The organism is Craurococcus roseus, from assembly GCF_039523795.1.
Taxonomy (GTDB): Bacteria; Pseudomonadota; Alphaproteobacteria; order Acetobacterales; family Acetobacteraceae; genus Craurococcus; species Craurococcus roseus.
In genome coordinates, this window is sequence record NZ_BAAAFZ010000008.1 from 146593 (window position 1) to 170168 (window position 23576).

The window sequence follows — 23576 nt, forward strand, 5'->3', positions numbered from 1 at the left end:
CGAGGGCCACGCCGCCCGGACCGGCGGAGGTTCCTGTATTCCGAGGGGCGCGCGCCCGGTTCGGGCGCGCGCCGCCCTCATTCCTTGCGCCGCGGCCGGGCCGGCTCGGCCGCCCTGTCGCGGTGGGGGCGCCCGCCGCGGTAGGTCGCCGCGTGCGGCCGGGGCACCGACGGCCGACGCCGCCCCGCGTCTTGCAACCCGCCGGGCGGGAACGCGGGCTCGATCCGGATGTGCGCGTCCTCGTCCGTGGAAGGGCGGCGCGCCGCGGCGGCGAAGCGCGAAGCGGCGTAGGGCGCCACCTCGAAGCGCGTTTCGCGCTCCATCACCCGGATGCGGCCGATCTCCTGGCGCGTGACGTGCCCGCGGCGGCAAAGGAAGGGCAGCAGCCAGCGCGGGTCGGCGTTGCCGTTGCGGCCGAGGTTGAGGCGGAACCACGTCCCCTCGCCGGGTTCGGCGCCGTCGCGCGCGGGCGGCGCCCCGGCGGTGCGCTCGGCCCCGCCGCGCTCGGCCCTGGGCGTCCTTTCCGACACCTCGGCCAGTTCCTCCGGCGCCGGCAGCGGCGCCCGCAGGAGCTTCACCAACGCGGCGGCCACCGCGTCCGGCTGGCGCTCCGCCAGCAGGGCGCGGCCGAGTTCGAGGTCCTCCGCTTCCGCTTCGACGCCGGCCAGCTCCCGCGCCTGCGCCGCGATCCGCTCGGCGTCGCGGGCGCGGATGTCGTCCGCACCGGGCGCCGGCGACCACGACGCCTTGACCCGGGCCGACGCGAGCAGCCGCTCGGCCAGACGGCGGCGGTTGTGCGCGACGAGCAGGGCGCTGATCCCCTTGCGCCCCGCCCGGCCGGTGCGGCCGCTACGGTGGAGCAGGGTTTCCGGGTCGGTGGGCAGTTCGGCGTGGATCACGAGGCCCAGGTCGGGCAGGTCGATGCCGCGCGCCGCCACGTCGGTCGCCACGCAGACGCGGGCGCGGCCGTCGCGCAGGCCGTGCAGGGCGCGGTTGCGCTCGGACTGCGTCAGCTCGCCGGACAGCGCCACGGCGGCGAAGCCCCGTTCGGCCAAGTTGCCGTGCAGGCGCGCCACGGCGGCGCGGGTGCGGCAGAACACCAGCGTCCGCGGCGCGTCGAAGAACCGCAGCGCGTTCACCACCGCCCGCTCCGTCTCGTGCGGCGCGATCAGCAGGGCGCGGTACTCGATGTCGCGGTGCTGCGCGCCCTCGCCCGCGGCCTCGATGCGCAGCGCGTCGCGCTGGTACCGCTTGGCCAGCGCCGCGATCGGCCGCGGCACGGTGGCGGAGAACATCAGCGTGCGCCGCTCGGCCGGCAAGGCGTCGAGGATGGCCTCCAGCTCCTCGCGGAAGCCCATGTCGAGCATCTCGTCGGCCTCGTCCAGCACCACCGCGCGCACCGAACCGGGGCTGAGGTTGCCGCGCTCGATGTGGTCGCGCATGCGCCCCGGCGTGCCGGCGACGACGTGGGTGCCGGCGGCCAAGGCGCGCCGCTCGGCGACCGGGTCGGTGCCGCCGACCACGCTCGCCACCCGGCCGCCGGCGGGCGCGTAGAGCCAGGACAGCTCGCCGCGCACCTGCAAGGCCAGCTCGCGCGTCGGCGCGATGACCAGGGCGAGCGGCTGGCCGGCCGGCGGCAACCGGCCCTCGGCGGCGCCGTCGCCCATGAGGTCCGGCGCCATGGCGAGGCCGTAGGCGACCGTCTTGCCGGAGCCGGTCTGCGCCGACACCAGGAGGTCGCGCCCAGCCGTCTCGGGGGCGAGCACAGCGGACTGCACCGGCGTCGGTTCGGCGTAGCCGCGCGCGTCGAGGGCGGCCCGCAAGGTCGGAGGGAGTTCGGGGAAAGGCATCGGTAGTTCCAGTTTCGCGTTAGGCGGCCAAGCGGGCGCGGCGCTGCTGCCGCAGCACGTCTTCGATCCAGCGGTTCAGGCGCTCGGTTTCGCCCCCGGCGGCGGCGCGGTCGGGAAAGGCGCCGGGGAAGCGCAGGGACAGCCAGCGCCAGGCGACCAGCCGCTTCTGCGCCTTTTCCGCCCGCTCCAGGTCCTCACGCGCGGCGCGCTCGGGCGCGGGCAGGCGGCCGGCCGCGGGCGGCGCCACCGGGTGGCCGTGGCCGTGCTCCAGCGCCCAGCGCGCCAAGCGCTGCACGCCGCCGTCGCGCACGTCCACGGGGCACATCGCGTAGGTCCAGCGGGCGTCGAGCGGCAAGCCCGGCACGCCGTCCACCGCGGAGGCGATCGCCATCGCCGGCCCGAGGTCGGCCAGCCGGTAGTTCGGGTCGTCGCGCCGCAGCACCGCGCGGCGGATGCGGGCGAGCACGCCGAACAGGCTGTCGGAGCCGATCTCGGCCGCCACGGCCGCGACGATGTCGGCGTCCGGCTGCACCAGCGGCCGCGGATCCTCCGGCGCGGCGGGCGGCGCCGCGAGCAGGGCGCCCACCGCGTGCGGCGGCCCGCCACTGGCGAGCACCGCCACGACGCCCTCCTCGAAGCGGCCGTAGCGCCCGGCCCGGCCGCCGATCTGCTTCACCTCCTGCGCCGTCAGCTCGCGGCGCGCTTCGCCGTCGAACTTGCGCAGGGTGGAGAACACCACGCGGCGGATCGGCAGGTTGAGCCCCATGCCGACCGCGTCCGTGGCGACGAGGATCTCCGCCTCGCCGGAGCGGAACCGCGCCGCTTCGGCCCGCCGCACCTCCGGGCTCAGCGCGCCGTACACCACCGCCACGCGCCGGCCGCGGCGCAGCAGCTCGGCGCGGAGGTCCAGCACGTCGCGGCGGGAAAAGGCGATCAGCGCGTCGCCCGCCCGCAAGTCGCCGAGCGGCACCGGGCGCGGCGCCGCCACCAGAGGCCCCTTGCGCTCCAGGGAAACCTCCTCCAGCGGGTCGCCGCAGAGCCGGGCGATGCGCCGGACGGTGGCGGCGCTCTCCGGCGCGCCGAGCACGAAGACCCGCCGCGCGGGCGCGCCCATGATGGCGGCGGTCCAGGCGGCGCCGCGGTCGCGGTCGCCGAGCATCTGCGCCTCGTCCACCATCGCCACGTCCACCGGCGAGCGGAACGGGCACATCTCCACGGTCGCGGCGAGGTGGCGGCTGCCGGGGACCGGCGCGCGCTCCTCCCCGGTGACGAGCGAGGCGGGGACGCCGCGCGCGGCGAGCGCTTCCCGGAACTCGTGCGCCAGGAGGCGGAGCGGCGCGAGGGCCATCCCGCTGTCGGACGCCGCCAGCGCGTCCAGCGCCGTGTGGCTCTTGCCGGAGTTGGTGGGGCCGGTGACGAGGGTGACGCGCCGGTCCAAGGCCCGCGCCGTGGCGAAGTGGGCGGCGTAGCGGTCGAGCGCCGCGGCCCGCGCCACGGCGGCATTGGCGCCGCGCGCCGCCGCGCCGCGGGGGAGCTGCGGCGGCGCGTGGCGCCCGTCGGGCGCCCGCCTTTGCTCGGCCTCGCGCCAACCCGCCACCTCGCCGCGCAGACGCGCGACCTCCGCAGGATCGAACTGGGAGCGCCCGCCGCCGCGGCCCGGCACGCGCCGCGCGGCCGGCACCAGGCCGGCCTTCGCCCAACGGCGGGCTTCGGCCTCGGTGCAGGCGAGCAGCCGGGGGAGGTCCCCCTCCTCGACCAAGCTCTTTTCCCAGGCGCGGAGGCGCTGGACCTCCTCGCGGCGGCGCGCGCGGGCGGCCGCGGCGGCCTCCCGCGCCGCGTCCCGCNNNCCGCCCCCCCGCGCCGCGTCCCGCCTGCGCCTCTGCTCGCGCTCCGCTGCGGCGGCGAAGGCGGCGGCCGCGTCTTCGTCCAGGCCGTGCGCCGCCGCGATCTCCCGCGCCAACGCGCCGCTCTGCTCCGCCGACAGGGCGCCGCCGTCTTCGGAAAGGCCCTCCGCGACCGCGGCCAGCGCGGCCCCGGCTTCGCCGTCGCCGGCGCGGCGCAGGCGCTGCCGGACAGCGGCATCCAGCACAGCGAGCAGCGCCGCCTCCGTCGGCTCGGGGTCGGCGAGGGCCGCGGCCGCGCTCCTGGCGTCGCCGTGCCGGACCCAGACGCGCCCGGCGGCACGCGCCATCTCCATCATCGCGGCGGCCCAGCCCCGGCGGCGGACGTCGCACAAAGCCGCGCGCACCGCGGCCGCGTCGGCCGGCATCCGCCGCTCAACCAAGCGCAGCAGCTTGGGCCTTTCGAGCGGAGCCGCGTCCACGCCGGCGCCTTCTATGGCGGCCTCGGCGGCGGACCATCCCGCAGAAACCGCCGCGGCGGCCTCGGCCGTGGCGCCGGGGGCGCCCATCGCATCGTCCAATGTCGTACTCCACGGCGCCCGCGCGCCGAGCCGGCCGGGACCCGGCCCAGGCGCATCGGGAACTGGGCCTGGGGGCGGGGCGCGGCAGGATGTCCGGTTGCAGCAACGGAACGGGCTCGGCCACGGTTCCGCGTCTCTGGTCCATATGGGCGTCCGCCCGGCGGATTGCCACCGCCCAGGCCGGGCCGCATCCTGCGGCATGGCTGCCGAGTCCCTCGGGATGGGCCGTTGAGCCCGGAAGGCCGGGCGCCGGCCGACGTTCCGCGACCACAACCGCCCGGCGGCGAAGAGCCCGCCGCTTCCGCCGCGGCGTGGCGGGCGCCGGCCCAGGACACGCTGCTCGGCATCCTGTTCGTCTGCCTGGCCGGGCTTCTGTTCCCGATGATGAACGGCGCGGCCAAGACCCTCGGCGCCGATTACTCATCCTTGCAGGTCTCCTGGGCACGGGCCTTCGGACACGTGGTCTTCATGCTGGCCGCCTTCCTGCCCCGGCACGGCCTCGGCCTGCTGCGGACGCGGCGCCCGGCCTTGCAGCTCGCGCGCTCGGCGACGCTGTTCCTGTCCAACCTCTGCTTCTTCTTCGCCGTCACCTTCATCCCGATCGCCAAGGCCGCCGCGATCAGCATGACGGCGCCCTTGATCGTCGCCCTGCTCGCCTGGCCGATGCTGGGCGAGCGCACCACCCTCGCGCGCGTGCTCGCGCTCGGCGTCGGCTTCGCGGGCGTGCTGACGGTGATCCGGCCCGGCACCGCGGTGTTCCATTGGGCATCGCTCTTCGTGCTGGCGAGCGCCACGTCCTACGGCCTGTACCAGATCCTCACCCGGATCATCGCCTCCGCCGACCCGCCGGAAACCTCAACGGTCTACAGCTCCGTGGTCGGCGCCTTCGGCATCCTGCTGGTCTTGCCCTTCGTGTGGGAAGCGCCGCGCAGCCTCTTCGACGTGGCGCTGTTCTGCTCGCTGGGCGTGCTCGGCGCGCTGGGCCACTATTGCATCGCCCGCGCCCTCGGCCACGCGCCGGCCAATGTGGTGTCACCGTTCCAGTACTTTCAACTCCTCGGATCGGTGGCCGTGGGGTGGTACGTGTTCGGCGATCTGCCCGACGCCTTGACCTGGGCCGGGGCGGCTGTGATCGTGCTGTCCGGCTTGTTCATCGGCTGGTCGCAGACGCGCGGGGGCAGGCACGCGCCCTGACGCTCGCGGGCCGGCTTTCAAGCATTCCGTATTGGCAACCCTCTCAGGTCGTTGATTTGCGGGTTCGCGATCCGGCCAGACATGAGCGCGACCACAACGAACGAGCCAGTTGCATGCAAGTAGCGCGGGCCAGCCGCAAGCTGGGAGTCGCGGTCGTCGGCATCGGGGGCGCAGTCGCCACCACCGCCGCTGCCGGAGTCGAGATGCTCAAGCGCGGCGGGAACCGCCTCGACGGCTTGCCTCTGGCAGGCGTGTCCGTGCAGGGCTTGGCGCAATACCAGGACTTGGTCTTCGGCGGCTGGGACCTCAACGGTGCGGACCTGGCCTCTGCGGCATCACAGCACCGCGTGCTGAACGACAATCAGCTCGACGAGGTTTCGCCGGCGCTGTCCGAGCTGCGTCCCTGGCCGGCGGTGGGCAGCGGCGCCTTCTGCCGCAACGTGGACGGGGCCAACAAGCGGGAGGCTTCCGGGCACCGCGCCGCCGTGGCCGCCATCATCGATGACCTGAAGCGGTTCGAGACGGCCAACGACGTTGACGGCGTGGTCATGCTGAACCTCGCCTCCACCGAGCGCACGCCGCCGAACGGCCCCGCGCTCGCCTCGCTCGACGCCTTCGAGCGGGCAATGGACGCGGACGACCCGGTCATCGGCCCGGCTATGCTCTACGCCTATGCCGCCATCGAGGCCGGCGTGCCCTACGGCAACTTCACGCCCTCCACCGCGGCGGACGCGCCGGCGCTGCTGGAGTTCGCCAAGCGCCGCAACGTGCCGGTCGCGGGCAAGGACGGCAAAACCGGACAGACCCTGATGAAGACGGTGCTCGCGCCGGCGTTCCGCTCGCGCGCGCTGCACGTGGACGGCTGGTTCTCCACCAACATCCTCGGCAACCGCGACGGCCAGGCGCTGGAAGACCCGGACAGCCTGCGCTCCAAGCTCGACACCAAGGGCAGCGTGCTGGACAGCATCCTCGGCTACCCGGTCGAGGACCACATCGTTGACATCCGCTACTACCGCCCGCGCGGCGACGACAAGGAAGCCTGGGACAACATCGACGTCACCGGCTTCCTTGGCCACCGGATGCAGATCAAGGTCAACTTCCTCTGCAAGGACAGCATCCTGGCGGCGCCGCTGAACCTGGAGATCGCGCGTCTGCTGGACCTCGCGCAGCAGCGCGGCCACGGCGGCGCGCAGGAGCAGCTCTCCCTCTTCTTCAAGGCGCCGATGGTGTCCAACGGCCACGCGCCGGAGCACGCGTTCCACGCGCAGGAACGCATGCTGATGGATTGGCTGGACGCGGAATGAGCGCGGCGGCTGCGGCCGGCGCCTCCCCCGCGCCTGGGGCGGCGCCGGCCTACCTGCTGCCGCTGCTGCGGGAGATCAACGACCTCAAGCGCGTCCGTTCGGCGGGGCGCCCTGCGTCGATCGCGGATAGGCTGTTCGCGTCGGCGTGGTCCAGGCTGGTGGCCGGTGAGGACGTGGCGCGCGTGGCCATGGCGACCACGGCCGGCGCCCTGGCCGCGAACCGCCTCGGCGACCTCGACCCGCCCTTGCTCCGGCAGGCCGGCATCGGCGCCGAGGAGGTTTCGGTGATCCGCCAGCGCGCGCTGGCTGCGGTGGCGGAAGGCTTGGACGGCGGTTTGCGCGCGAAGCTCTCCGCTGCCCTGGACGCGCCGGCACGCGAGGGCCGGCCGCCCGTCTTCGTGCAACGGCTCGCCGAGCAGCCGCGTGCCGGCGCCACCTGCCCCGACCGGCCGCGCATCGTGCTGGAGCCGCCGGAAAGCCACGCCGAGCACTGCCTGATGGTGGCGGTGTACGGCGTGATGCTCGCGCCGGTGTACGGCGCCGACGCGCCCACCGTGTTCCTGGCCTCCCTCGCGCACCACCTGCACAACGCGCTGCTGCCCGACTCCGGCTTCACCGGCGAGATGCTGCTCGGCCAGGCGCTGGAGCCGGCCTTCGCGGAAGCCACGCGCCAAGCGCTGGCGGAGCTGGGAGGCCCGCTCCTGGCCGCCGTCGAGGACGCGCGGCGCATCCTGCCGGACGCCGAAACGCCCGAGGGCCGCGCCTTCCACGCCGCCGACACGCTCGACCGCGTGCTCCAGATCGAGCAATACCTGCGCGGCGCCTCGACCAGCATGGATTTCGTGCTCGGCGACATGGCATTGGTCCACGAAGGCCCGGTGAAGCGCTTCCAGGACGCGGTGCTGGCCGAGATGGGCCTGCTGCCGTGATCGGCTTCGCCGCGGACACGCCGCATTCCGTGGTGGACGACGCCGGCCGCCGCTGGCCCGTGGCGGACGGCATCCCCTTCCTCCGCCACGGGCGCGAGGCGCTGGCCGCCGAAGCGCTGGCCCGCTTGGACGCCGGCGACCGCGAAGGCGCGCTGGCGCTGCTCCTCGCGGACCAGGACGCGTGGTGGCGCGGCGAAACCGCCGGCCCCGCCGCGCTGCGGGAACTCGTGCGCCGCGGCACCGGCCTGACGCTGCGCGAGGCGATGCGGCTGCTCTCTTGGGGTCCGGTCGCCGACTACTTCGCGCACCGCTGGTCGGACCCGACCTTCCTGTCCGGCCTCGCGCTGGTGGAGGCGCACTGGCGCGAACCGGCGACGGCCTTCGAGTTGGCCTGCGGCATCGGCCACCACCTGCGCGAGTGGTCGCGGCGCGGGCTGCGGGCGGCCGGCGCGGACGTGGTGTTCGCCAAGCTATGGGTCGCGCGGCACTGGGTCGCGCCGGAGGCCGAGCTGGCCTGCTTCGACGCCGGCGCCTCCTGGCCGCTCGCGCCGCGCGCCTACGACCTCGTCGCCTGCCACGATGCCTTCTATTTCCTGGAGCCCAAGCCCGCGATCCTGGCGCGGCTCCGCGAACACGTCTCGCCGGGCAAGGGCGTGCTCGCCATCAGCCACGTCCACAACCGCGATTGGCCGAACCTGTCCTCCGGCTCGGCCATGACCGCGGCCGAGCTAACGGACGCTTTTCCGGACGCCGCTCTCTACGAAGACGCGGAGCTGACGCGGGCGCTGGTCGAACGCCGCGCCCCGCGCGAGGCCGCGTCGCCGGACGACCTGGCGCGCGTAGAGGCGTTCTCCCTCGCTGAAGGCCCGGGCCTCGCGCCGGCGCGGCCCATCACCGGCCGGCTCGCCCTGCCGCCCGAAGGCTCCGCCCTCCGCCGCAACCCGCTCTACGCCGAAGACGGCACCGTCTCCTGGCCCTCAGAGCGCTACGCCCGCGAGTACGGCCCGCACGCCACCTACCCCGCCCGCACCGACTGCCCGGAGCGGGCCACCGCCGGCGCGGCCACCGCCGCCTGGGCGCTCCGGCGGGAGATGGTGGACCTCCCGGAGCGGTGGTGATGGACGGTCGCGGCGTGAACTGGGGCATCGTCGGCTTCGGCTGGGTGGCGCGCGACTACGCCGCCCCCGGCATCCTCGCATCGGGCGGCCGTATCGCGGCGGTGTCAGACCCCTCGCCCACGGCGCGCGACGCCGCCGCCTCGCTCGGCGCCCGGCCCTGCTCCGCGCTGCCGGAACTGCTGTCGCAGCCGGGCCTCGACGCGATCTACGTCGCCACGCCGAACCACCTGCACCGCGAAGCCGTCGAAGCCGCCGCCGCCGCGTCGAAGCCGGTCCTTTGCGAAAAGCCGATGGCGGCGACGCTCGCCGACGCCGAGGCGATGGCGCGGGCGGTGGAGCGGGCCGGCGTCCTCTACGGCACCGCCTTCGACCAGCGCCACCACCCCGCCCACGCCGCCATGCGCGACGCCATCGAAGCCGGCACGCTCGGCCGCATCACCGCCGTCCGCATCGCCTACTGCTGCTGGGTGGACGCCTGCTGGACGGCCGACAACTGGCGGGCCGACCCGGCGCGGGCCGGCGGCGGCGCCCTGATGGACCTCGCGCCGCACGGCCTCGATCTGGTCCACTTCCTCACCGGCGAGCCGCTGTCCGACATCGCGGCGCTGACCCAAGCGCGGGTGCAGGACTACAGCGTGGACGACGGCGCCGTGCTGATCGGCCGCACCGCCGGCGGCGTGCTGGCGCAGATGCACGTCTCGTACAACTGCCCGGAGGGGCTGCCGCGCCGGCGGCTGGAGGTGCTCGGCACGCGCGGCCAGTTGGTCGCGCTGAACACCATGGGCCAGACCCCGGGCGGCACCGTCTTCTTCATCGACGGCGCCACCGGCGACAGGCAACCCCTCGCCGTGCCCGACCCCCTCGCCTCGCCCTTCGCCCGGCAGATGGCCGCCTTCGGACGCGCCGTCGCCGGCGGCGACCGCTCGCCCTTCGACATCGAGCGCGACCTCGGCCTCATGCGCCTGCTGGACCGCGCCTACGGGACCACGCCCCCATGCCGCTGAAGCCCTACGCCTGCTCCAACTGCGGGCACTGGCAAAAATACTTCGCCCCGCCGCCGGATTGCCCGGTCTGCACCGACACGCGCAACGACCTTCCGCACGACGGTTGGCACTTCCGCCCGGCCGAGGAGGTGCGCCGGATGCTCAAGGGCAGTTGGCGGCGCCTGGAACGCGACATGGTGGCCTTCTCCACCTCGCCGCCCTTCGGCCTGAACGGCACCGGCTGGCTGCTGCTGCACGAGGACGGCAACGTCGCTTTCGAGGCGGCGCCCTTCTACACCGACGACATGCTGGCCGAGATCGAGCGCCTCGGCGGCATCCGCATCCTCGCCTCCTCCCACGTCCACGGCTACGGCGCGCTCTGGCAGTTGCAGGACGTGTTCCAGCCGGAGGTGCTGGCGATCCAGAAGGAAGACCTCCGCATGACGAAGGCCTTCCGCGTCACCTGGCCCTACGACGACGCGCTCCAGCTCCGCCCGGGCCTCACGCTCCACCACGTCGGCGGCCACTACGAGGGCCAGGCGGTGCTGTACGACGAGAAGCGCCGCACCCTGTTCTGCGGCGACGCCTTCAAAGTGGACCAGGACGAGCGCGGCGAGAACCTCGCCGTCTCCACCCACAAGGCGTTCCACAAGTCCATCCCCCTCACCCCGAAGGAGGTCGAGAAGTACCGGGGCGTCATCGCCCCGCTCGACTTCGACACCGTCTGCACCCCCTTCGAATACGCGCCCGGCGTCACCACCGAGATCGCCCTGGCCGTGCTGGACGACGCCGTGAGCGGCCCGCCCGGGGTGCGGCACATACCGATGGGCGAATTGCGCGAAAGGGCCTCCGCTTGAGCACCACAGACCTGCAAGCGGTGGCCGACGCCTTCCGCGCCACCATGCCCACCGATTCCGAGGTGACGTACTTCCGCATCGACGGGCTCGACCGCATCGGCATCCCGGTGGTGCAAGCCAACCTCATCCTCCCCGGCGAGCCCGCCACTACCGGCTACGGCTACGGCTTCACCGACGTCGAGGCCCGGGTCGGCGCGCTGGGCGAGCTGTGCGAGGAGGTCCACGTCGGCAAGTGGCTCGCGCAGGCGCCGCGCGTGGTCGCCAGCCACGCCGAACTCGTCCGCACCCGCGGCGAGCGTGCGGCGGTGGACCCGCTGACCCTCTGCCTCTCCGCCGGCAGCCCGTACACGCCGGACATGCCGCTATCCTGGGTGGAGGCCCGGCGCTGGCCATCCGGCGAGGCGGTGCTGGTGCCGCGCGAGTGGGTCGCCGCCTACCCCTACCAGCTCCGCGGCGAGCAGGCGAAGCTCATCATGCCGATCACCAACGGACTCGGCGCCGGCTTCGACCTGCCGCACGCCATCGCGCACGGCCTGATGGAGCTGCTGCAGCGCGACGGCAACGTCGTCACCTACCGCGCGCTCGACCAGGGCGTGGCGATCGACCTAGACACCGAGCCGGAGCCCGCCGTCGCCGGGCTGCTCGACAGGCTCCGGTCCTTGGGCATCGAGGTGAAGGTCAAGCTGGCCTGCACCGATTTCGGCCTGACGAACCTCTACGTCGTGGGCGACGACACCGGCAACCCGCACGCGCCCATCCAGATCACCTCCTGCGGCGAAGCGTCGCACCCCGACCGCGCCCGCGCGCTGCGCAAGGCCCTGCTGGAGTTCTGCGGCTCGCGCTCCCGCAAGGCCGCGACGCACGGCCCGATCGACGAGGTGCGCAAGGTCATGGCGCCCGAGTACGTGGACAAGCAGATCTCCGTCGCCGTCATCGAGGAAGAGGAGAACCGCGCCCTCGAAGCGATGGCCGAGTGGGTCGCGCAGGACGCCGACGAACTGCGCCGCCGCTTGGCCCCGACGGTGTTCTCCGAGCAGCGTCGGGTGCCCTTCTCCAGCCTGCCGGACACCGGGCCGGGGCCGGTCGCCGACTCGGGAGCCCGCCTGAAGCTGCTCACGGACCGCCTCGCCGCCGAAGGCCTAGAAGTCATCTGGGTGGACGTCTCGCCACCGGACTCGCCGGTCAAGGTGGTGAAGACGATCGTGCCCGGCCTCGAAGCCGAGACCATGAGCTACCACCGCATCGGCTGGCGCGGCGTGCGCCGCCTGCGCGAGCGCAACGACCCGCTGCTCCTCGACGGCCCGCACGAGGGCGCCAAGCGCGTGCCCTTGCGCCCGGAGGACGAGGCGAAGTGCGGCGGCCCGGCCTGGCTCGACGTGGCCGCCGTGGACCGCATGGTCGGCCACGTCTACCCGCTGTACCGCGAGAGCGGCCCCTTCTCCGCCCAGCTCCTGCTGGCGCAGCGGCGCGGGGCCGCCTGACCGTGGCGCTGCGCTACGCCTACAACACCAACGGCGCGGCGAACCACCGCCTGGGCGACGCCATCGCCCTGATCGCGGACGCGGGCTACGACGGCGTCGCCGTCACGCTCGACCACCACCACCTCGGCCCGATGGAAGAAGGCTGGGAGCGGCGCACGGAGGCGCTGGCCTGCGACCTTTCGGCCCGTCGCCTCGGTTCGGTCATCGAGACCGGCGCGCGCTTCCTGCTCGACCCGCGCCAGAAGCACGAGCCGACCCTGCTGACCGCGAGCCCCGAAGGCCGCGCGCGGCGCGTCGCCTTCCTCCAGCGCGCCGTGGACATCGGCGCCATGCTCGGCGCGGAGGCCGTCTCCTTCTGGGCCGGCGTGCCGAAGCCCGGCGTGGACCGCGGCATCGCCGCGGCGTGGCTCCGCGAGGGCGTCGCGCGGGTGCTCGAACACGCCGAGCGGCGCGGGGTCGCGGCGGCCTTGGAGCCGGAGCCGGGCATGCTGGTGGAAACGCTGGACGACTGGATCGACCTGTCGCGCGACCTGCCGACTCTGACCCTGGCGCTCGACCTCGGCCACTGCCTCGTCACCGGCGAGCGCGAGCCGCCCGCCGCGGTCCGCGAGTTCAAGGCGAGCCTCGGCACCGTCGCCATCGAGGACATGCGCCGCGGCGACCACACGCACCTGCCCTTCGGCGAAGGCGACATGGACATCCCCGCCTGCCTGGACGCGCTGGAAGCCGTGGGCTTCCCCGGCCTGGTCTGCGTCGAGCTGTCCCGCGAGAGCCACCGCGCCGACACGATGGTGCCGCGCTCCCTCGCCTGGCTACGGGAGTGCCGCGCGTGAGGGTCCTGTTCTGCTCCCGCCGCTTCTTCCCCGCCATCAGCGGGATGAGCGTCTACGCCCAAAACCTCCTGCGCCACTTGGTCGCCGCCGGCCACGACGTCACCATGGTCAGCCAGTACCGTGGCGACAAAGCCGGCACGCGCGTCTACGGCGGCGGCCCGCCCCCGCCCGTGCCCGGCGTCAAGGTGATCGGCCGCCGCTCGCTCGGCGAGGAGCGCTTCGCGGAGGCCGGCGGCGCCGACTTCGAGCGCGACGTGGACGACATGCTCTCCGCGATCCTCGCCGAGCACCGCGAGGAGCCCTTCGACGTCCTCCACGCCCAGTACGGCTACCCGAACGGCTGGGCCGTGCTGCTGGCCGCGCGCGAGCTCGGCATCCCCGCCTTGGTCTCCATCCAGGGCGGCGACGGCCACTGGGTCGGGAGCTGCTGCGCCACCCACCGCGAGGCGATGCTGCGCGTCCTGAACCACGCGGACGCCCTGCTGATCGGCTGCGAGAGCTTCGCGGGGGAAGTGGTGGAGCGCCTGGGCGTGGCGCGCGAACGCTTCACCATCGTCCCCGGCGCGGTGGAGGTGGAGCGCTTCCGGCCCGCCCCCGGCTGGAAACCCGGCGCCGCCGCCGACCCGGTGCGGCTGCTCTACCACGGCCGCGTGGACCGCCGGAAAGGCGCGCTCGACTTTCTCGAAGCCCTGGCGCTGATCCGCGCCGAAGGCGTACGCTTCGACGCCACGGTCTCCGGCATTGGCCCGGACTACGACGCGAGCCGCGAAGCCGCCGACCGCCTCGACCTGCCCGTCCGCTTCACCGGCTACGCCGACTACGACGCCGCCCCCGCCGTCTACCACGGCGGCGACGTGTTCGTGTCGCCCACCTACGCCGAGGGCTTCTCCAACACCATACTGGAAGCGATGGCGAGCGGCCTCCCCGTCGTCTCCTGCCGCGCGGTGGGCGTGATGGACTGCCTGCGCGACGGCGAGAACGGCCTCATGGTGGAGCCGGGCGACGTGCCCGCCCTCGCCGCCGCCCTCCGCCGCGTCTGCGCCGACGCCGCCCTGCGCCGCCGCTTGGCGGAATCCGCGCTGGAGGAGTGCCGCCGCGTCTACTCCTGGGAAGCCGTCGCGGACCGGATCATGGGCGTCTACGCCTCCCTCCGCGGCGCGCGGCCCGACACCGGCTTCGACCCCGTGCTGCCCGTCGACTCCTCCTGCCGCTTCCGCGCCGCGCCGCACCTGCTCTAGAGCGCCATGCCCCTCGCCCTCGCCCTCTCGCCGCACCTCGACGACGCCGCCTTCTCCTGCGGCGGCACCCTCGCCGCGTTCGCGTCCGAGGGGTGGGAGGTCGCGGTCGCCACCCTGTTCACCGCCTCTGTGGAAGCGCCCACCGGCTTCGCCCTCGCCTGCCAGACCGACAAGGGCCTGCCCCCAGACGCCGACTACATGGCCATCCGCCGCGCCGAGGACGCCGAAGCCTGCCGCCGCCTCCGCGCCGAGCCGGTGTGGCTCCCCTTCCGCGAAGCGCCGCACCGCGGCTACGGCTCCGCCGCGGCGCTGTTCGGCCCGCTGCGCTCGGACGACGCCGCGCACCTCGACCTCGCGCAGGCATTGGAGCCGCTGCTGGTCGAGCGCCGCCCCGACCTGCTGCTCGCGCCGCAAGCCATCGGTGGCCACGTGGACCACGTGCAAACGGTTCGCGCCCTGCACCTGCTACGGCCGTCCGGCCCGGTGCTATGGTGGCAGGATTTCCCCTACCTCGCCAAGCGGCAGACGCACCCGGCCCGTCCCTTCGAGGGCGCCATGTCGGCGCTCCCGGAAGAAGCGCGGCCGATCGAGGCCGAGCGCAAGCGCCACGCCTGCGCCGCCTACGCGACGCAGCTCGGCTTCCAATTCGGCGGCCCGGGCGGCTTGGCGCGCGCGCTGGACGAAGCGGGGCGGCGCGAGTTCTTCCGCCGCGCCGGCGCGGGGCTGGCGGCCGCCGCCGCATGACGACCGCCACGATCCTCGCCACCCCCGCCGCGGTGGAAGCCCGCCGCACGGCCCTCCTCGCCGAGCCGCGCATGCGACCGCTCGCCGCCTTCGCCGCCTCGCTCCGCGAGTCCACCGGATGCGAGGTGCCGGACGCCGACCCGGCCGACGGCGGCGCCGCGGCGCGCTGCCTGCTGCTGCTGGAGACGCCCGGCCCGTCGATCGGGCGCACCGGCTTCGTCTCCTGCGACAACCCGACGCCGACCGGCGCCAACCTCCGCCGCTTCCTCCGCGACGCCGGCCTGCCGCGCGAGGCGCTGCTGGTCTGGAATGCCATCCCCTTAGTGATCCACGCGCCCGGCGCCAAAAACCGCGCGCCGCGCGCCATGGAGGTCCGGGCCGGCTTGGCGCTGCTGCCCGGCCTGCTGGCGTTGCTGCCCGACCTGCGCGTGTGCGTCCTCGCCGGCCGGGCCGCCGCCGCCGCGGCGCCGGTGCTGCACGCCGCGCGCCCGGAGCTGCCCCTGCTCGAGATGCCGCACCCCAGCCCTACCTACGTCTGCACCAGCCCCGAGGTGCCCCGCCGCATCGTCGCGGCGCTGCGGGCCGCCGCCGCCTTCGCCACCGGCGCAGGCCGCGCGGGGATCGCGGCGTGACGGCCCGCGTGCTCGTCACCGGCGGCGCCGGCTACATCGGCAGCCACGCCGTGCTCGCCCTGCTCGACGCCGGGATCGCGCCCGTGGTGCTGGACGACCTTTCCACCGGCCTGCGCGAGGCCGTGCCGCCCGGCGTGCCCTTCGTGCAGGGTTCCACCGGCGACGCCGCGCTGCTGGCCGGCCTGTTCCGCCGCCACCGCGTCTCGGCGGTGCTGCACTTCGCCGCGTCGCTGGTGGTGCCCGAGAGCGTCGCCCGCCCGCTCGACTACTGGCGGAACAACGTCGCCAACACCTTGGTCCTCGCCCAAGCCTGCGTCGAGGCCGGCGTCCGGCGCTTGGTCTTCTCCTCCACCGCCGCCGTCTACGGCTCGCCCCCTTCGCCCCTGGTGGACGAGGACGCGCCCTGCGCCCCTATCAACCCCTACGGCGCGAGCAAGCTGGCCGCCGAGCGCGCGCTGGCCGACGCCGCCGCCGCACACGGCCTTTCGGTAGTGGCGCTGCGCTACTTCAACGTCGCCGGCGCCGACCCGGCCGGCCGCGCCGGCCAGCGCCGCCCCGGCGCCACCCACCTCATCAAGGTCGCCTGCGAGGCCGCGCTCGGGAAGCGCCCCGCCGTGGAGGTGTTCGGCACCGACTATCCAACGCCCGATGGCACCGGCGTCCGCGACTACATCCACGTCACCGACCTCGCGCGCGCCCACGTCGAAGCGCTGCGCCACCTGATGATGGGCGGCGGCCCCCTCACCCTGAATTGCGGCTACGGGCGCGGCCATTCGGTGCTGGAGGTGCTGCGCGCCGTGGAGCGCGCCTCGGGCCGCCCGGTGCCGGCGCACTTCGCCCCCCGCCGCCCCGGCGACCCGCCGGCGCTCATCGCCCGCGCCGACCGCGCGCGCGAGGCGCTCGGTTGGCGCCCCGCCTTCGACGACCTCGACCGCATCGTCGCCTCCGCCCTGACATGGGAAGGGCGGGAAGCAGCCACACAACAAAGGCAATTGCTGCAAGCCTGATACCTAGGGGAACAGCCGGCGTGCGACGGACTTTGGTGTTTTCGGGCCTCGTGGCGTTTGTGACGCTCGGGCTCCTCGGCCTCGCTTGGGCGGTGCTCTCCGCCGGGGGCTGGTCGGTGTGGGAAGTCTTGATCTTCGCCTGCTTCGCCGCCAACGCGCCCTGGTTCGGCCTCGGCGCCGCCACCGCGCTGGCCGGCTTGGCGATCCGCCTCTTCGCCGCCGACCCTTCGGCCGCCGTCGTGCCGGGGATGCGCAAGACCGGCGCCGGCGGCGCCGCCTCGCCCGTGTCGTCGCGCACGGCGGTCGCGGTGTGCGTCCGCAACGAGGACATGGACGCCGTGGCCCCGCCGCTCGACGGGCTGCTGCGCGACCTCGCGGCGGCGGGCCACGCCGACCACTTCGCGGTAGCCATCCTGTCCGACACCCCGGCCGGCCCGGCGGCCGAAGCGGAGGAAGCGGCCGTGGCCGCCCTCGCCGCGCGCCACCCGGAGGGCGCGGTGCGCTACCGGCGCCGCGCGGAGAACACCGGCTGGAAGGCCGGCAACGTGATGGACTTCCTCGACCACCACGCCGAGGGCTTCGACTTCTTCCTGCTGCTCGACGCCGACTCCCGCATGACCGCCGAAGCGGTGCTGCGCCTAGTGCAGATCATGGAAGCCGAACCGGGCTGCGCCCTGGTGCAGCCTACCATCGCCGGCGTCGCGCCCGAGTCGGAGTTCCAGGACCTGTTCGGCTTCGGCCACCGCCACGGCGCCCGCGTCTGGGCCACCGGCCAAGCCTGGTGGCAGGACACCCAGGGCCCCTTCTGGGGCCACAACGCCCTGATCCGCATCGCGCCCTTCCGCGAGCACTGCCGCCTGCCCACGCTCCCGGACGGCTCCGCCATACTGTCGCACGACCACGTCGAGGCGGCGCGCCTGCACGCCGCCGGCTGGGCGGTGCGGGTGGTGCCGGAGGACGGCGGCTCGTCGGACGAGCACCCGCCGCACCTGATCGCCTTTCTCGACCGCGACCTCCGCTGGGCCGCCGGCAACTGGCAGTACCGCCTCCTGCTGCGGGAGCGGGACCTCGGCCGCATGGGCCGGCTCCAGATGCTCCAGGCGCTTTTGCACTACGCCCTCGCGCCGCTCTGGCTGGCCTTGCTCCCGCTAGCCGCCATCAACGCCGCCACCGGCGGGGCGGAGGGCACGCCGCGCGGCCTCCTCGTCGCGCTGCTCGCGGCCGGTTACGTTTCGCTGCACCTGCCCAAGCTCGCCGGCTACGCCGAGGCGCTGCTGCGGCCGGAGACGGCCGGCGGGGTGCCGCCGGGCGGGCGGATCGCGCTGCTCCGCCGGATGGACCGCGAAATGGCCTTCACCCTCCTGTTCGAACCCATCGCCGCGGTGGACAAGACCGTCATCATGCTGAACCTCGCCACCGGCCGCGCCATCGGTTGGGCGGCACAGGAGCGGCGGCCGCGGCTGGTCGGCGTCCCGGAAGCCGTCCGGCGCTTCTGGCCGCACACCCTGGCGGGCGCCGCCCTGCTGGCGCTCGGCTTCTGGGGCTCGGCCTTCGCCGGCTGGCTGCTGCTGCCGGCGGTGCTCGGCCTGCTGCTCGCCGTGCCCTTCTGCGCGCTCACCTCGAGGCCGCACCGGGAGGCCACACCGGCGCCGGAGATGGCCTTCGGCGGCGAGCACGCGCTTGTCAGTCGAACGAAGCGTTTGGTATCTTGAACATAAGGAATTCACACGGGTAGCGCCCGGCCGTCCCCGCGGCCGGTCCCGCGCCGCCAGGGATCAAGGTCGAACATGTCCACCGCCATCGAGACGACGCCGGACGCGCTTTCGCCCGAGGAGCTGGAGGTGGCGGGCCTCATCGTCTCCGCCCTGTCGCTCGAAACCGGCCCCGAGGACATCGCGCCGGAAGAGCCGCTCTTCGGCGCCGGCCTCGGCCTGGACTCCATCGACGCCCTGGAACTCGCCCTGGCCATCTCGAAGAGGTACGGCGTGCAGCTCCGCTCGGACGACGAGCGCAACCACCGCATCTTCTCCTCCCTGCGCACCCTCGCCGCGCACATCGAGAAAAACCGGGCCCGGTGAGCCCATGGCGCCCCCGCGCCGCCCACAAAATGAGGGGTGTCCGGCGCCCGGCGACGGCGCGCCGACTTGGCGCGCGCGCGTCCGCTGCGCGTGGCGGGCCAACCGCGCCCGGCTGACGGCGTCGGCGCTGGTGGTCCTCGCCTGCGCGGTCCTGTTGCCCCGGGAGCGCGAAGCCTTCCAGGCCGCACTCGCGGCCACCGCCAACCTGTTCGCGTCCTGGCAGTTCGCCGCCACCCTGCTGCCGGGGGGCGAACCCCTCATCAGCCGTTACACCCGGTTCGATTACGGCCACTTGCCGCCGGATCTCGGCGCCTACACCCGCGCCCTCACCGTCCTCTGGGCGGCGCTCCTGGCCGGCTTCGCCGCGGCCCAAGGGGCGGTGCTCGCCGGCGCGCATTTGTCCGCTTCCGCCATCTTGGCGGCGGAGATCCTGGCCTGCGGCGCCGTGTTCCTCGGGGAGCATTTCGTCCGAAACGCGCGCTTCCCGCACCACCGCCCGATCTCCCTCCGGCGCACGGTCCGCGCCGTGCGCCTCGCCCACAACCCGGCGGCCCGCGATGGCGCCCCCGGCTGACGCGCGCGGCGCCGCCGCCGCCATCCCGCTCACCGCCCGGCCGCCCTCCGACGTGCTGTGCTGGCGCGGCGGCCGGCCCGTGTCCGTCGGCCGCTTCCTCCGCGACGCCGCCGCCCTGGCCGCGCGCCTTTCGGAGCGTCCCTACGCCGTCAATTTCTGCGCCGACCGCTACCTCGCGTTGGTGGCTTTCGCCGCCGCCCTGTCGCGCGGGCAGACCACGCTCCTTTGCGCCGACCGCTCGCCGCTGCGCCTCCGCGCCCTGGCCGCCCGCTACCCGGACGCCCACGCCCTCGCGGACGGGCCGCCGCTGGAGGGCGCCGCTTGGCCGGTCACGCGGCCGGACGCCCCGCCGCCCGGGGCCGACGCGCCCGAAGCCGCGGCGCCGCTGATCCCGGCCGGCCACGTCGCGGCCATAGCCTTCACCTCCGGCTCCACCGGCGAGCCGGAAGCGCACGCCAAGCCCTGGGGCGCGCTGGTGGCCGGCGCCGAGGCCGCGGCGGAGCGGTTCGGCTTGCGCGCCGCCGACGGCCCGCCCGCCGCGATCGTGGCCACGGTGCCGCCACAGCACATGTACGGCTTCGAGACCACTTTGATGCTGCCGCTGCATTCGGCCGCGGCGCAGGTGGCGGGCGAAACCTTCTACCCTTCCGACGTAGCCGAAGCCCTTGCCGCCGTGCCGGCGCGCCGGGTGCTGGTGACGACGCCCTTGCAGCTCCGCGCCCTGCTGGCCGACGTGCCGACGCCCGCGCCGCTCGCCGCCGTCGTCTCCGCCACCGCGCCGCTTTCCACCGCCCTGGCGGAAGCGGTCGAGGGCGCCTGGGGCGCGCCGGTGCTGGAGATCTACGGCGCCACCGAGGCCGGCTCCATGGCCAGCCGCCGCACCGTGCTCGACCCGGACTGGCTGCCCTACCGCGTCGTCTCCCTCCACCCCGGCGGCGTTTCGGTGGAAGGGCTCGGCCCGGTGCCGCTCGCCGACGCGCTGGACGCCTGCACGGACCCGCTCCGCGCCGGCCGCTTCCGCCTGCTCGGCCGGCAATCCGACGTGGTGAAGCTCGGCGGGCGCCGCGCGTCGCTGGCCGAACTGAACCGGGTGCTGCTCGGCGTGGAGGGCGTCGAGGACGGGGCCTTCCTCGCCCCCGATGACCTGGAAAGCAACCCGGCGTCCCGCCTCTCCGCCTTCGTGGTGGCGCCGACCCGCACCCCCGGCGCCATCATCGGCGAATTGCGCGGCCGGATGGAGCCGGTGTTCCTGCCGCGCCCGGTGGTGATGGTGCCGGCGTTGCCGCGCGACCGCCTCGGCAAGCTGCCGCGCCGCGCCCTGCTCGAACTCCGCCGCGCCGCCGCGACCGCCACCGCAGGCAGCCGATGACGGACCCGCCGCCCGCCGCCGGAACCGGCCGGTTCTCCGTGCCGCCCGACCACCCTTCCCTGCCCGGCCACTTCCCGGGCCGCCCGGTGGTGCCCGGCGTGGTGTTGCTCGACCACGTGTTCGCCCTGTCCGGCACCCGCCCGGCCAAGCTACTGCGCGCCAAGTTCCCGGCCCCGGTCCGGCCGGGCGAGGAGGTCGAAGTGGCGTTCGAGCCGCGCGGCGGGAACCGCCTTTCCTTCACCTGCCGCCGCGACGGCGTCGTCGTCCTCGCCGGCGAGTTCGAAGGGAGCGCCCCGGCGTGACCGCGCTCAGCGGCTCCGGCGGCCTCCCGCCCGTGGCGTCCACCACCGCCGCCGCCGCGACGGAGGGCCGGGGCGTGCCTGCGGCGGCGTCCAATTCCTGGACCACGGCGCCGGAGCGCGGCACCGACGGCGCCCTGCGCCTCATGCTCTGGATACTGCGCCGCCTGGGCTGGCGTGCCGGGCACCTGCTGCTCCACCCGATCGCCGCCTACTTCCTCCTCTCCGCGCCGCGCCAGCGCGCCCGCGCCCGCGCCTACCTGCGCCGCGCCCTGGGCCGGGAACCGCGCCTCCCCGACCTGTACCGCCTCTGGTTCGCCTTCGCCTCCACCATCCTCGACCGCGTCTTCCTCGCCTCCGGGCGGACGGAGGGTTACCGGATCGAGGTGGAGGGCCTGGACGCGCTCAAGGCCACCCTCGCCGAAGGTCGCGGCTGCCTGCTGCTCGGCGCCCATGTCGGCAGCTTCGAGGCCCTGCGCGCCGTGGCCGACGCCGGCTCGCCGGTGGAACTGGCGGTGCTGATGCACGAGGCGAACGCCCGCCGCGTCCAGGCGTTGGTGACGGCCTTCGGCGGCGAGCGCCACGCCGCCGCGGTGATCCCGCTCGGCACCGCCGACGCCATGATCCGCGCCCACGAATGCCTCGGCCGCGGCGGCATGGTCGGCCTGCTCGCCGACCGCCTCCCGCACGGCGAGCGCGTGGCGCATGTGCCCTTCCTCGGCGCCCCGGCACCCCTGCCGCTCGGCCCGCACGTGCTGGCCGGGATGCTCGGCGCGCCGGTGATGCTGGCCTTCGGCATCTGGCAGGGGCCGCGCCGCTACCTGGTGCGCTTCGAGCCCTTCGCCGACCCCGCCCCGCCCGGCCGCCGCGACCGCAACGCCGCCGCGGCGGAGCGCGCCGCCCGCTACGCCGCCCGGTTGGAAGAGCTGTGCCGCGCCCACCCCTACAACTGGTTCAACTTCTACGACTTCTGGGAAGAAGCCCGGTGAAGGCGCCCCGCCGCCGCGTCGCCCTCGCCCTCCTCGGCCTCCTCGTCGCGCCCCCGCCCGGCCGGGCGCAGCCCGCGCCCGTGGAGGCGCTGATGCGCCTCATGCGCGCCGTCCCCGAGCGGCGCGACGCCTTCACCGAGGAACGCGCCATCCCGGAACTCGACCTGCCCCTGCCGAGCACCGGCGTCCTCCTCTGGCGCGCGCCCGACCGCCTGGAGAAGCACACCACCTCGCCCATCGACGAGCGCCTGCGCGTGGAAGGCAACCGCCTCGTCTACGAGCGCGCCGACCGCGGCATCCGCCGCGACTTCGGCCTGGACGACCAGCCGGAGATGCGCGCCCTGGTCGAAGCCATCCGCGCGACGCTGGCCGGCGACCTCGCCGCCCTGTCCCGCCACTACGACGTGACCTTCGACGGCGCCCCGGACGCGGACTGGCGCCTGACGCTGACGCCCACCTCCGCCCGCGTCCGCGCCGCCGTCCAGCGCATCCTCCTCTCCGGCCGCGGCGCGCAGATCCTGGCGGTGGACACCGAGGGCGGCGGCGGGGTGACGCGGATGCGGATACGGCCCGGGCCGTAGCGCCACGGGCGCCGCGCCGACATCCACCCCGCCCGGCTCGCACCACGGCGTGTCTTCAAACAAGGCCGGGCACGTTGGCGAGGAGGAGAATGGGGCGCGCCGAGCGCGTCAGCCTCGCCACGGTCGGCGCTGCCAAAGGCCTCGCAGCGTCGCCTCCGTCTTGGCCGCCATCTCACGGTATGCCGCGCCGACCAGCGGTCGCAGAGGCAGGCCCGTCCGCTCGGCCGCGCGCAGGAAGTCCGTGTCCGCCAGCGCCGCCGCGAAGGCTGCCTCCAGGCGCTCGGCCACCGGGCGCGGCAGGCCTGGTGGCCCGACGAAGCCGCGCGAAGCGCCCATGACGAGGTCGAAGCCCAACTCGCGGAAGGTAGGCACCTCGGCCGCCGCGTCCCAGCGCCGCGCGGCGGCCTGCGCGAGGCAACGCAGCCGCCCCTCGCGCCGCAGGGCGAGACCGTCACCGACATTGAACGCGGCGATGTCGAGGTGCCCGCCCGTCAGCTGCGCCAGACCCGGCGGCGCCCCCGCGAAGGGGATATGCGCGAGCGGCGGGATGCCGGCCAGTTCCTCGAAGGCGAGCATGAACAGGTGGTCGTCCGAGCCCGCGCCGGTGGTGCCGTAGGTCAAGCGCCCGGGCTGCGCCTTCGCTGCTTCGACCAAGTCCCGCACCGAGTGGAGCGGCGAGGCGGCGGCGACGTAGAGGCAGCTCGGGTCCTCCACCGCGTTGGCGAGGAAGGCGAAGTCGAGCGCGCGGTAGCGGACCGGCCGCTCCATGGCGATCGCGTTCAGGTTGGGAAGGGTCGCCGCCCCGAGGGTATGGCCGTCGGGAGCGGCGTTGAACACCGCCTCGAAGCCGATCTGTCCCGCGGCGCCGGCGCGATTCGAAACCAGGAAGCGTGCGCCAGGAAGGCGCTGCGCCACGAAGGGCAGGAACAGTCGCGCCATGACGTCCACCCCGCCAGCGGGCGGGAAGGGAACCACGACCTCGATCGGCCGCTCGCCCGGCCAGGGGGGCTGGGCATGCACGACGCTTGAAGTGGCCGTCGCAGCGACGCAGAGGGCGGCTCCACCGAGATGGCGTCGTGTGGGCATGGCATCCT

The 23576-nt window shown here is 74.8% G+C and carries 22 protein-coding genes; 19 read left to right on the forward strand and 3 right to left on the reverse strand.

Annotated features, from left to right (window positions below; all coding sequences use genetic code 11):
- Nucleotides 1-77 precede the first annotated feature (77 nt).
- Both ABD067_RS03635 and ABD067_RS03640 read right to left on the reverse strand, forming a co-directional pair.
- A complete protein-coding gene (locus ABD067_RS03635) occupies nt 78-1850 on the reverse strand; it encodes a DEAD/DEAH box helicase (RefSeq protein ID WP_343893797.1) in 1773 nt (590 codons plus the stop codon).
- A 19-nt stretch (nt 1851-1869) separates the two neighbouring features.
- Nucleotides 1870-4260 carry a helicase-related protein gene (locus ABD067_RS03640; RefSeq protein WP_343894175.1) on the reverse strand — a complete coding sequence of 797 codons (2391 nt, stop codon included), beginning with the start codon at nt 4258-4260 and terminating at the stop codon, nt 1870-1872.
- A 240-nt stretch (nt 4261-4500) separates the two neighbouring features.
- Here ABD067_RS03640 and ABD067_RS03645 point away from each other — a divergent pair, with 240 nt between their 5' ends.
- From ABD067_RS03645 to ABD067_RS03735, 19 genes are all read left to right on the forward strand, one after another.
- Nucleotides 4501-5466, forward strand: coding sequence for a DMT family transporter (locus ABD067_RS03645; protein ID WP_343893798.1), 966 nt, complete (start codon nt 4501-4503; stop codon nt 5464-5466).
- A 113-nt stretch (nt 5467-5579) separates the two neighbouring features.
- Nucleotides 5580-6770 carry an inositol-3-phosphate synthase gene (locus ABD067_RS03650; RefSeq protein WP_343893799.1) on the forward strand — a complete coding sequence of 397 codons (1191 nt, stop codon included), beginning with the start codon at nt 5580-5582 and terminating at the stop codon, nt 6768-6770.
- Nucleotides 6767-7699, forward strand: a complete 933-nt coding sequence (locus ABD067_RS03655) for an HD domain-containing protein (RefSeq protein ID WP_343893800.1) — start codon at nt 6767-6769, stop codon at nt 7697-7699. The genes ABD067_RS03650 and ABD067_RS03655 overlap by 4 nt, the downstream gene beginning before the upstream one ends.
- Nucleotides 7696-8817: a methyltransferase domain-containing protein gene (locus tag ABD067_RS03660; RefSeq protein ID WP_343893801.1), complete on the forward strand. Its 1122-nt coding sequence runs from the start codon at nt 7696-7698 to the stop codon at nt 8815-8817. The genes ABD067_RS03655 and ABD067_RS03660 overlap by 4 nt, the downstream gene beginning before the upstream one ends.
- The gene (locus ABD067_RS03665; RefSeq protein ID WP_343893802.1) at nt 8817-9821 is read left to right on the forward strand and encodes a Gfo/Idh/MocA family protein; all 1005 of its coding nucleotides are present in this window, start codon (nt 8817-8819) and stop codon (nt 9819-9821) included. The genes ABD067_RS03660 and ABD067_RS03665 overlap by 1 nt, the downstream gene beginning before the upstream one ends.
- Entirely contained in the window at nt 9812-10657 is an 846-nt protein-coding gene (locus ABD067_RS03670; RefSeq protein WP_343893803.1) for an MBL fold metallo-hydrolase, read from the forward strand. The genes ABD067_RS03665 and ABD067_RS03670 overlap by 10 nt, the downstream gene beginning before the upstream one ends.
- On the forward strand, nt 10654-12138 hold the full coding sequence (locus ABD067_RS03675; protein WP_343893804.1) for a YcaO-like family protein: 1485 nt from the start codon (nt 10654-10656) through the stop codon (nt 12136-12138). Before ABD067_RS03670 ends, ABD067_RS03675 begins: the two co-directional genes overlap by 4 nt.
- Before the next feature lie 2 nt (nt 12139-12140).
- A complete protein-coding gene (locus tag ABD067_RS03680; protein WP_343893806.1) occupies nt 12141-12971 on the forward strand; it encodes a sugar phosphate isomerase/epimerase family protein in 831 nt (276 codons plus the stop codon).
- Nucleotides 12968-14209 carry a glycosyltransferase family 4 protein gene (locus ABD067_RS03685; protein ID WP_343893807.1) on the forward strand — a complete coding sequence of 414 codons (1242 nt, stop codon included), beginning with the start codon at nt 12968-12970 and terminating at the stop codon, nt 14207-14209. Before ABD067_RS03680 ends, ABD067_RS03685 begins: the two co-directional genes overlap by 4 nt.
- A 6-nt stretch (nt 14210-14215) precedes the next feature.
- Nucleotides 14216-14953, forward strand: a complete 738-nt coding sequence (locus tag ABD067_RS03690) for a PIG-L deacetylase family protein (protein WP_343893808.1) — start codon at nt 14216-14218, stop codon at nt 14951-14953.
- Complete coding sequence (locus ABD067_RS03695; protein WP_343893810.1) at nt 14950-15585, forward strand: uracil-DNA glycosylase family protein; 636 nt, start codon at nt 14950-14952, stop codon at nt 15583-15585. Before ABD067_RS03690 ends, ABD067_RS03695 begins: the two co-directional genes overlap by 4 nt.
- Nucleotides 15582-16592 carry a UDP-glucose 4-epimerase GalE gene (galE, locus tag ABD067_RS03700; RefSeq protein ID WP_343893811.1) on the forward strand — a complete coding sequence of 337 codons (1011 nt, stop codon included), beginning with the start codon at nt 15582-15584 and terminating at the stop codon, nt 16590-16592. Before ABD067_RS03695 ends, galE begins: the two co-directional genes overlap by 4 nt.
- A 20-nt stretch (nt 16593-16612) precedes the next feature.
- Nucleotides 16613-18304 carry a glucans biosynthesis glucosyltransferase MdoH gene (mdoH, locus tag ABD067_RS03705; protein WP_343893812.1) on the forward strand — a complete coding sequence of 564 codons (1692 nt, stop codon included), beginning with the start codon at nt 16613-16615 and terminating at the stop codon, nt 18302-18304.
- A 75-nt stretch (nt 18305-18379) separates the two neighbouring features.
- Nucleotides 18380-18670 carry a phosphopantetheine-binding protein gene (locus ABD067_RS03710; protein ID WP_343893813.1) on the forward strand — a complete coding sequence of 97 codons (291 nt, stop codon included), beginning with the start codon at nt 18380-18382 and terminating at the stop codon, nt 18668-18670.
- Nucleotides 18671-18800: 130 nt separating this feature from the next.
- Nucleotides 18801-19244 (forward strand): hypothetical protein, encoded by a 444-nt coding sequence (locus ABD067_RS03715; protein ID WP_343893814.1) that lies wholly within the window; start codon nt 18801-18803, stop codon nt 19242-19244.
- Nucleotides 19228-20613, forward strand: coding sequence for an AMP-binding protein (locus tag ABD067_RS03720; RefSeq protein WP_343893815.1), 1386 nt, complete (start codon nt 19228-19230; stop codon nt 20611-20613). The genes ABD067_RS03715 and ABD067_RS03720 overlap by 17 nt, the downstream gene beginning before the upstream one ends.
- Nucleotides 20610-20915, forward strand: a complete 306-nt coding sequence (locus ABD067_RS03725; protein ID WP_343893816.1) for a hypothetical protein — start codon at nt 20610-20612, stop codon at nt 20913-20915. The genes ABD067_RS03720 and ABD067_RS03725 overlap by 4 nt, the downstream gene beginning before the upstream one ends.
- Nucleotides 20912-21901, forward strand: a complete 990-nt coding sequence (locus ABD067_RS03730; protein WP_343893817.1) for an LpxL/LpxP family acyltransferase — start codon at nt 20912-20914, stop codon at nt 21899-21901. Before ABD067_RS03725 ends, ABD067_RS03730 begins: the two co-directional genes overlap by 4 nt.
- Complete coding sequence (locus ABD067_RS03735) at nt 21898-22482, forward strand: LolA-related protein (RefSeq protein ID WP_343893818.1); 585 nt, start codon at nt 21898-21900, stop codon at nt 22480-22482. Before ABD067_RS03730 ends, ABD067_RS03735 begins: the two co-directional genes overlap by 4 nt.
- 108 nt (nt 22483-22590) lie before the next feature.
- On the opposite strand, the gene ABD067_RS03740 is transcribed toward ABD067_RS03735, so the two are convergent.
- Nucleotides 22591-23568, reverse strand: a complete 978-nt coding sequence (locus ABD067_RS03740; RefSeq protein WP_343893819.1) for a tripartite tricarboxylate transporter substrate binding protein — start codon at nt 23566-23568, stop codon at nt 22591-22593.
- Nucleotides 23569-23576: the final 8 nt, after the last annotated feature.

Excerpts from the sequence above, each read along its gene's own strand:
- ABD067_RS03635 (WP_343893797.1), bottom strand. The coding sequence starts at position 1,850 with ATGCCTTTCCCCGAACTCCCTCCGACCTTGCGGGCCGCCCTCGACGCG.
- ABD067_RS03650 (WP_343893799.1), top strand. The coding sequence starts at position 5,580 with ATGCAAGTAGCGCGGGCCAGCCGCAAGCTGGGAGTCGCGGTCGTCGGC.
- ABD067_RS03655 (WP_343893800.1), top strand. The coding sequence starts at position 6,767 with ATGAGCGCGGCGGCTGCGGCCGGCGCCTCCCCCGCGCCTGGGGCGGCG.
- ABD067_RS03665 (WP_343893802.1), top strand. The coding sequence starts at position 8,817 with ATGGACGGTCGCGGCGTGAACTGGGGCATCGTCGGCTTCGGCTGGGTG.
- ABD067_RS03670 (WP_343893803.1), top strand. The coding sequence starts at position 9,812 with ATGCCGCTGAAGCCCTACGCCTGCTCCAACTGCGGGCACTGGCAAAAA.
- ABD067_RS03690 (WP_343893808.1), top strand. The coding sequence starts at position 14,216 with ATGCCCCTCGCCCTCGCCCTCTCGCCGCACCTCGACGACGCCGCCTTC.
- ABD067_RS03695 (WP_343893810.1), top strand. The coding sequence starts at position 14,950 with ATGACGACCGCCACGATCCTCGCCACCCCCGCCGCGGTGGAAGCCCGC.
- ABD067_RS03710 (WP_343893813.1), top strand. The coding sequence starts at position 18,380 with ATGTCCACCGCCATCGAGACGACGCCGGACGCGCTTTCGCCCGAGGAG.
- ABD067_RS03720 (WP_343893815.1), top strand. The coding sequence starts at position 19,228 with ATGGCGCCCCCGGCTGACGCGCGCGGCGCCGCCGCCGCCATCCCGCTC.
- ABD067_RS03725 (WP_343893816.1), top strand. The coding sequence starts at position 20,610 with ATGACGGACCCGCCGCCCGCCGCCGGAACCGGCCGGTTCTCCGTGCCG.
- ABD067_RS03740 (WP_343893819.1), bottom strand. The coding sequence starts at position 23,568 with ATGCCCACACGACGCCATCTCGGTGGAGCCGCCCTCTGCGTCGCTGCG.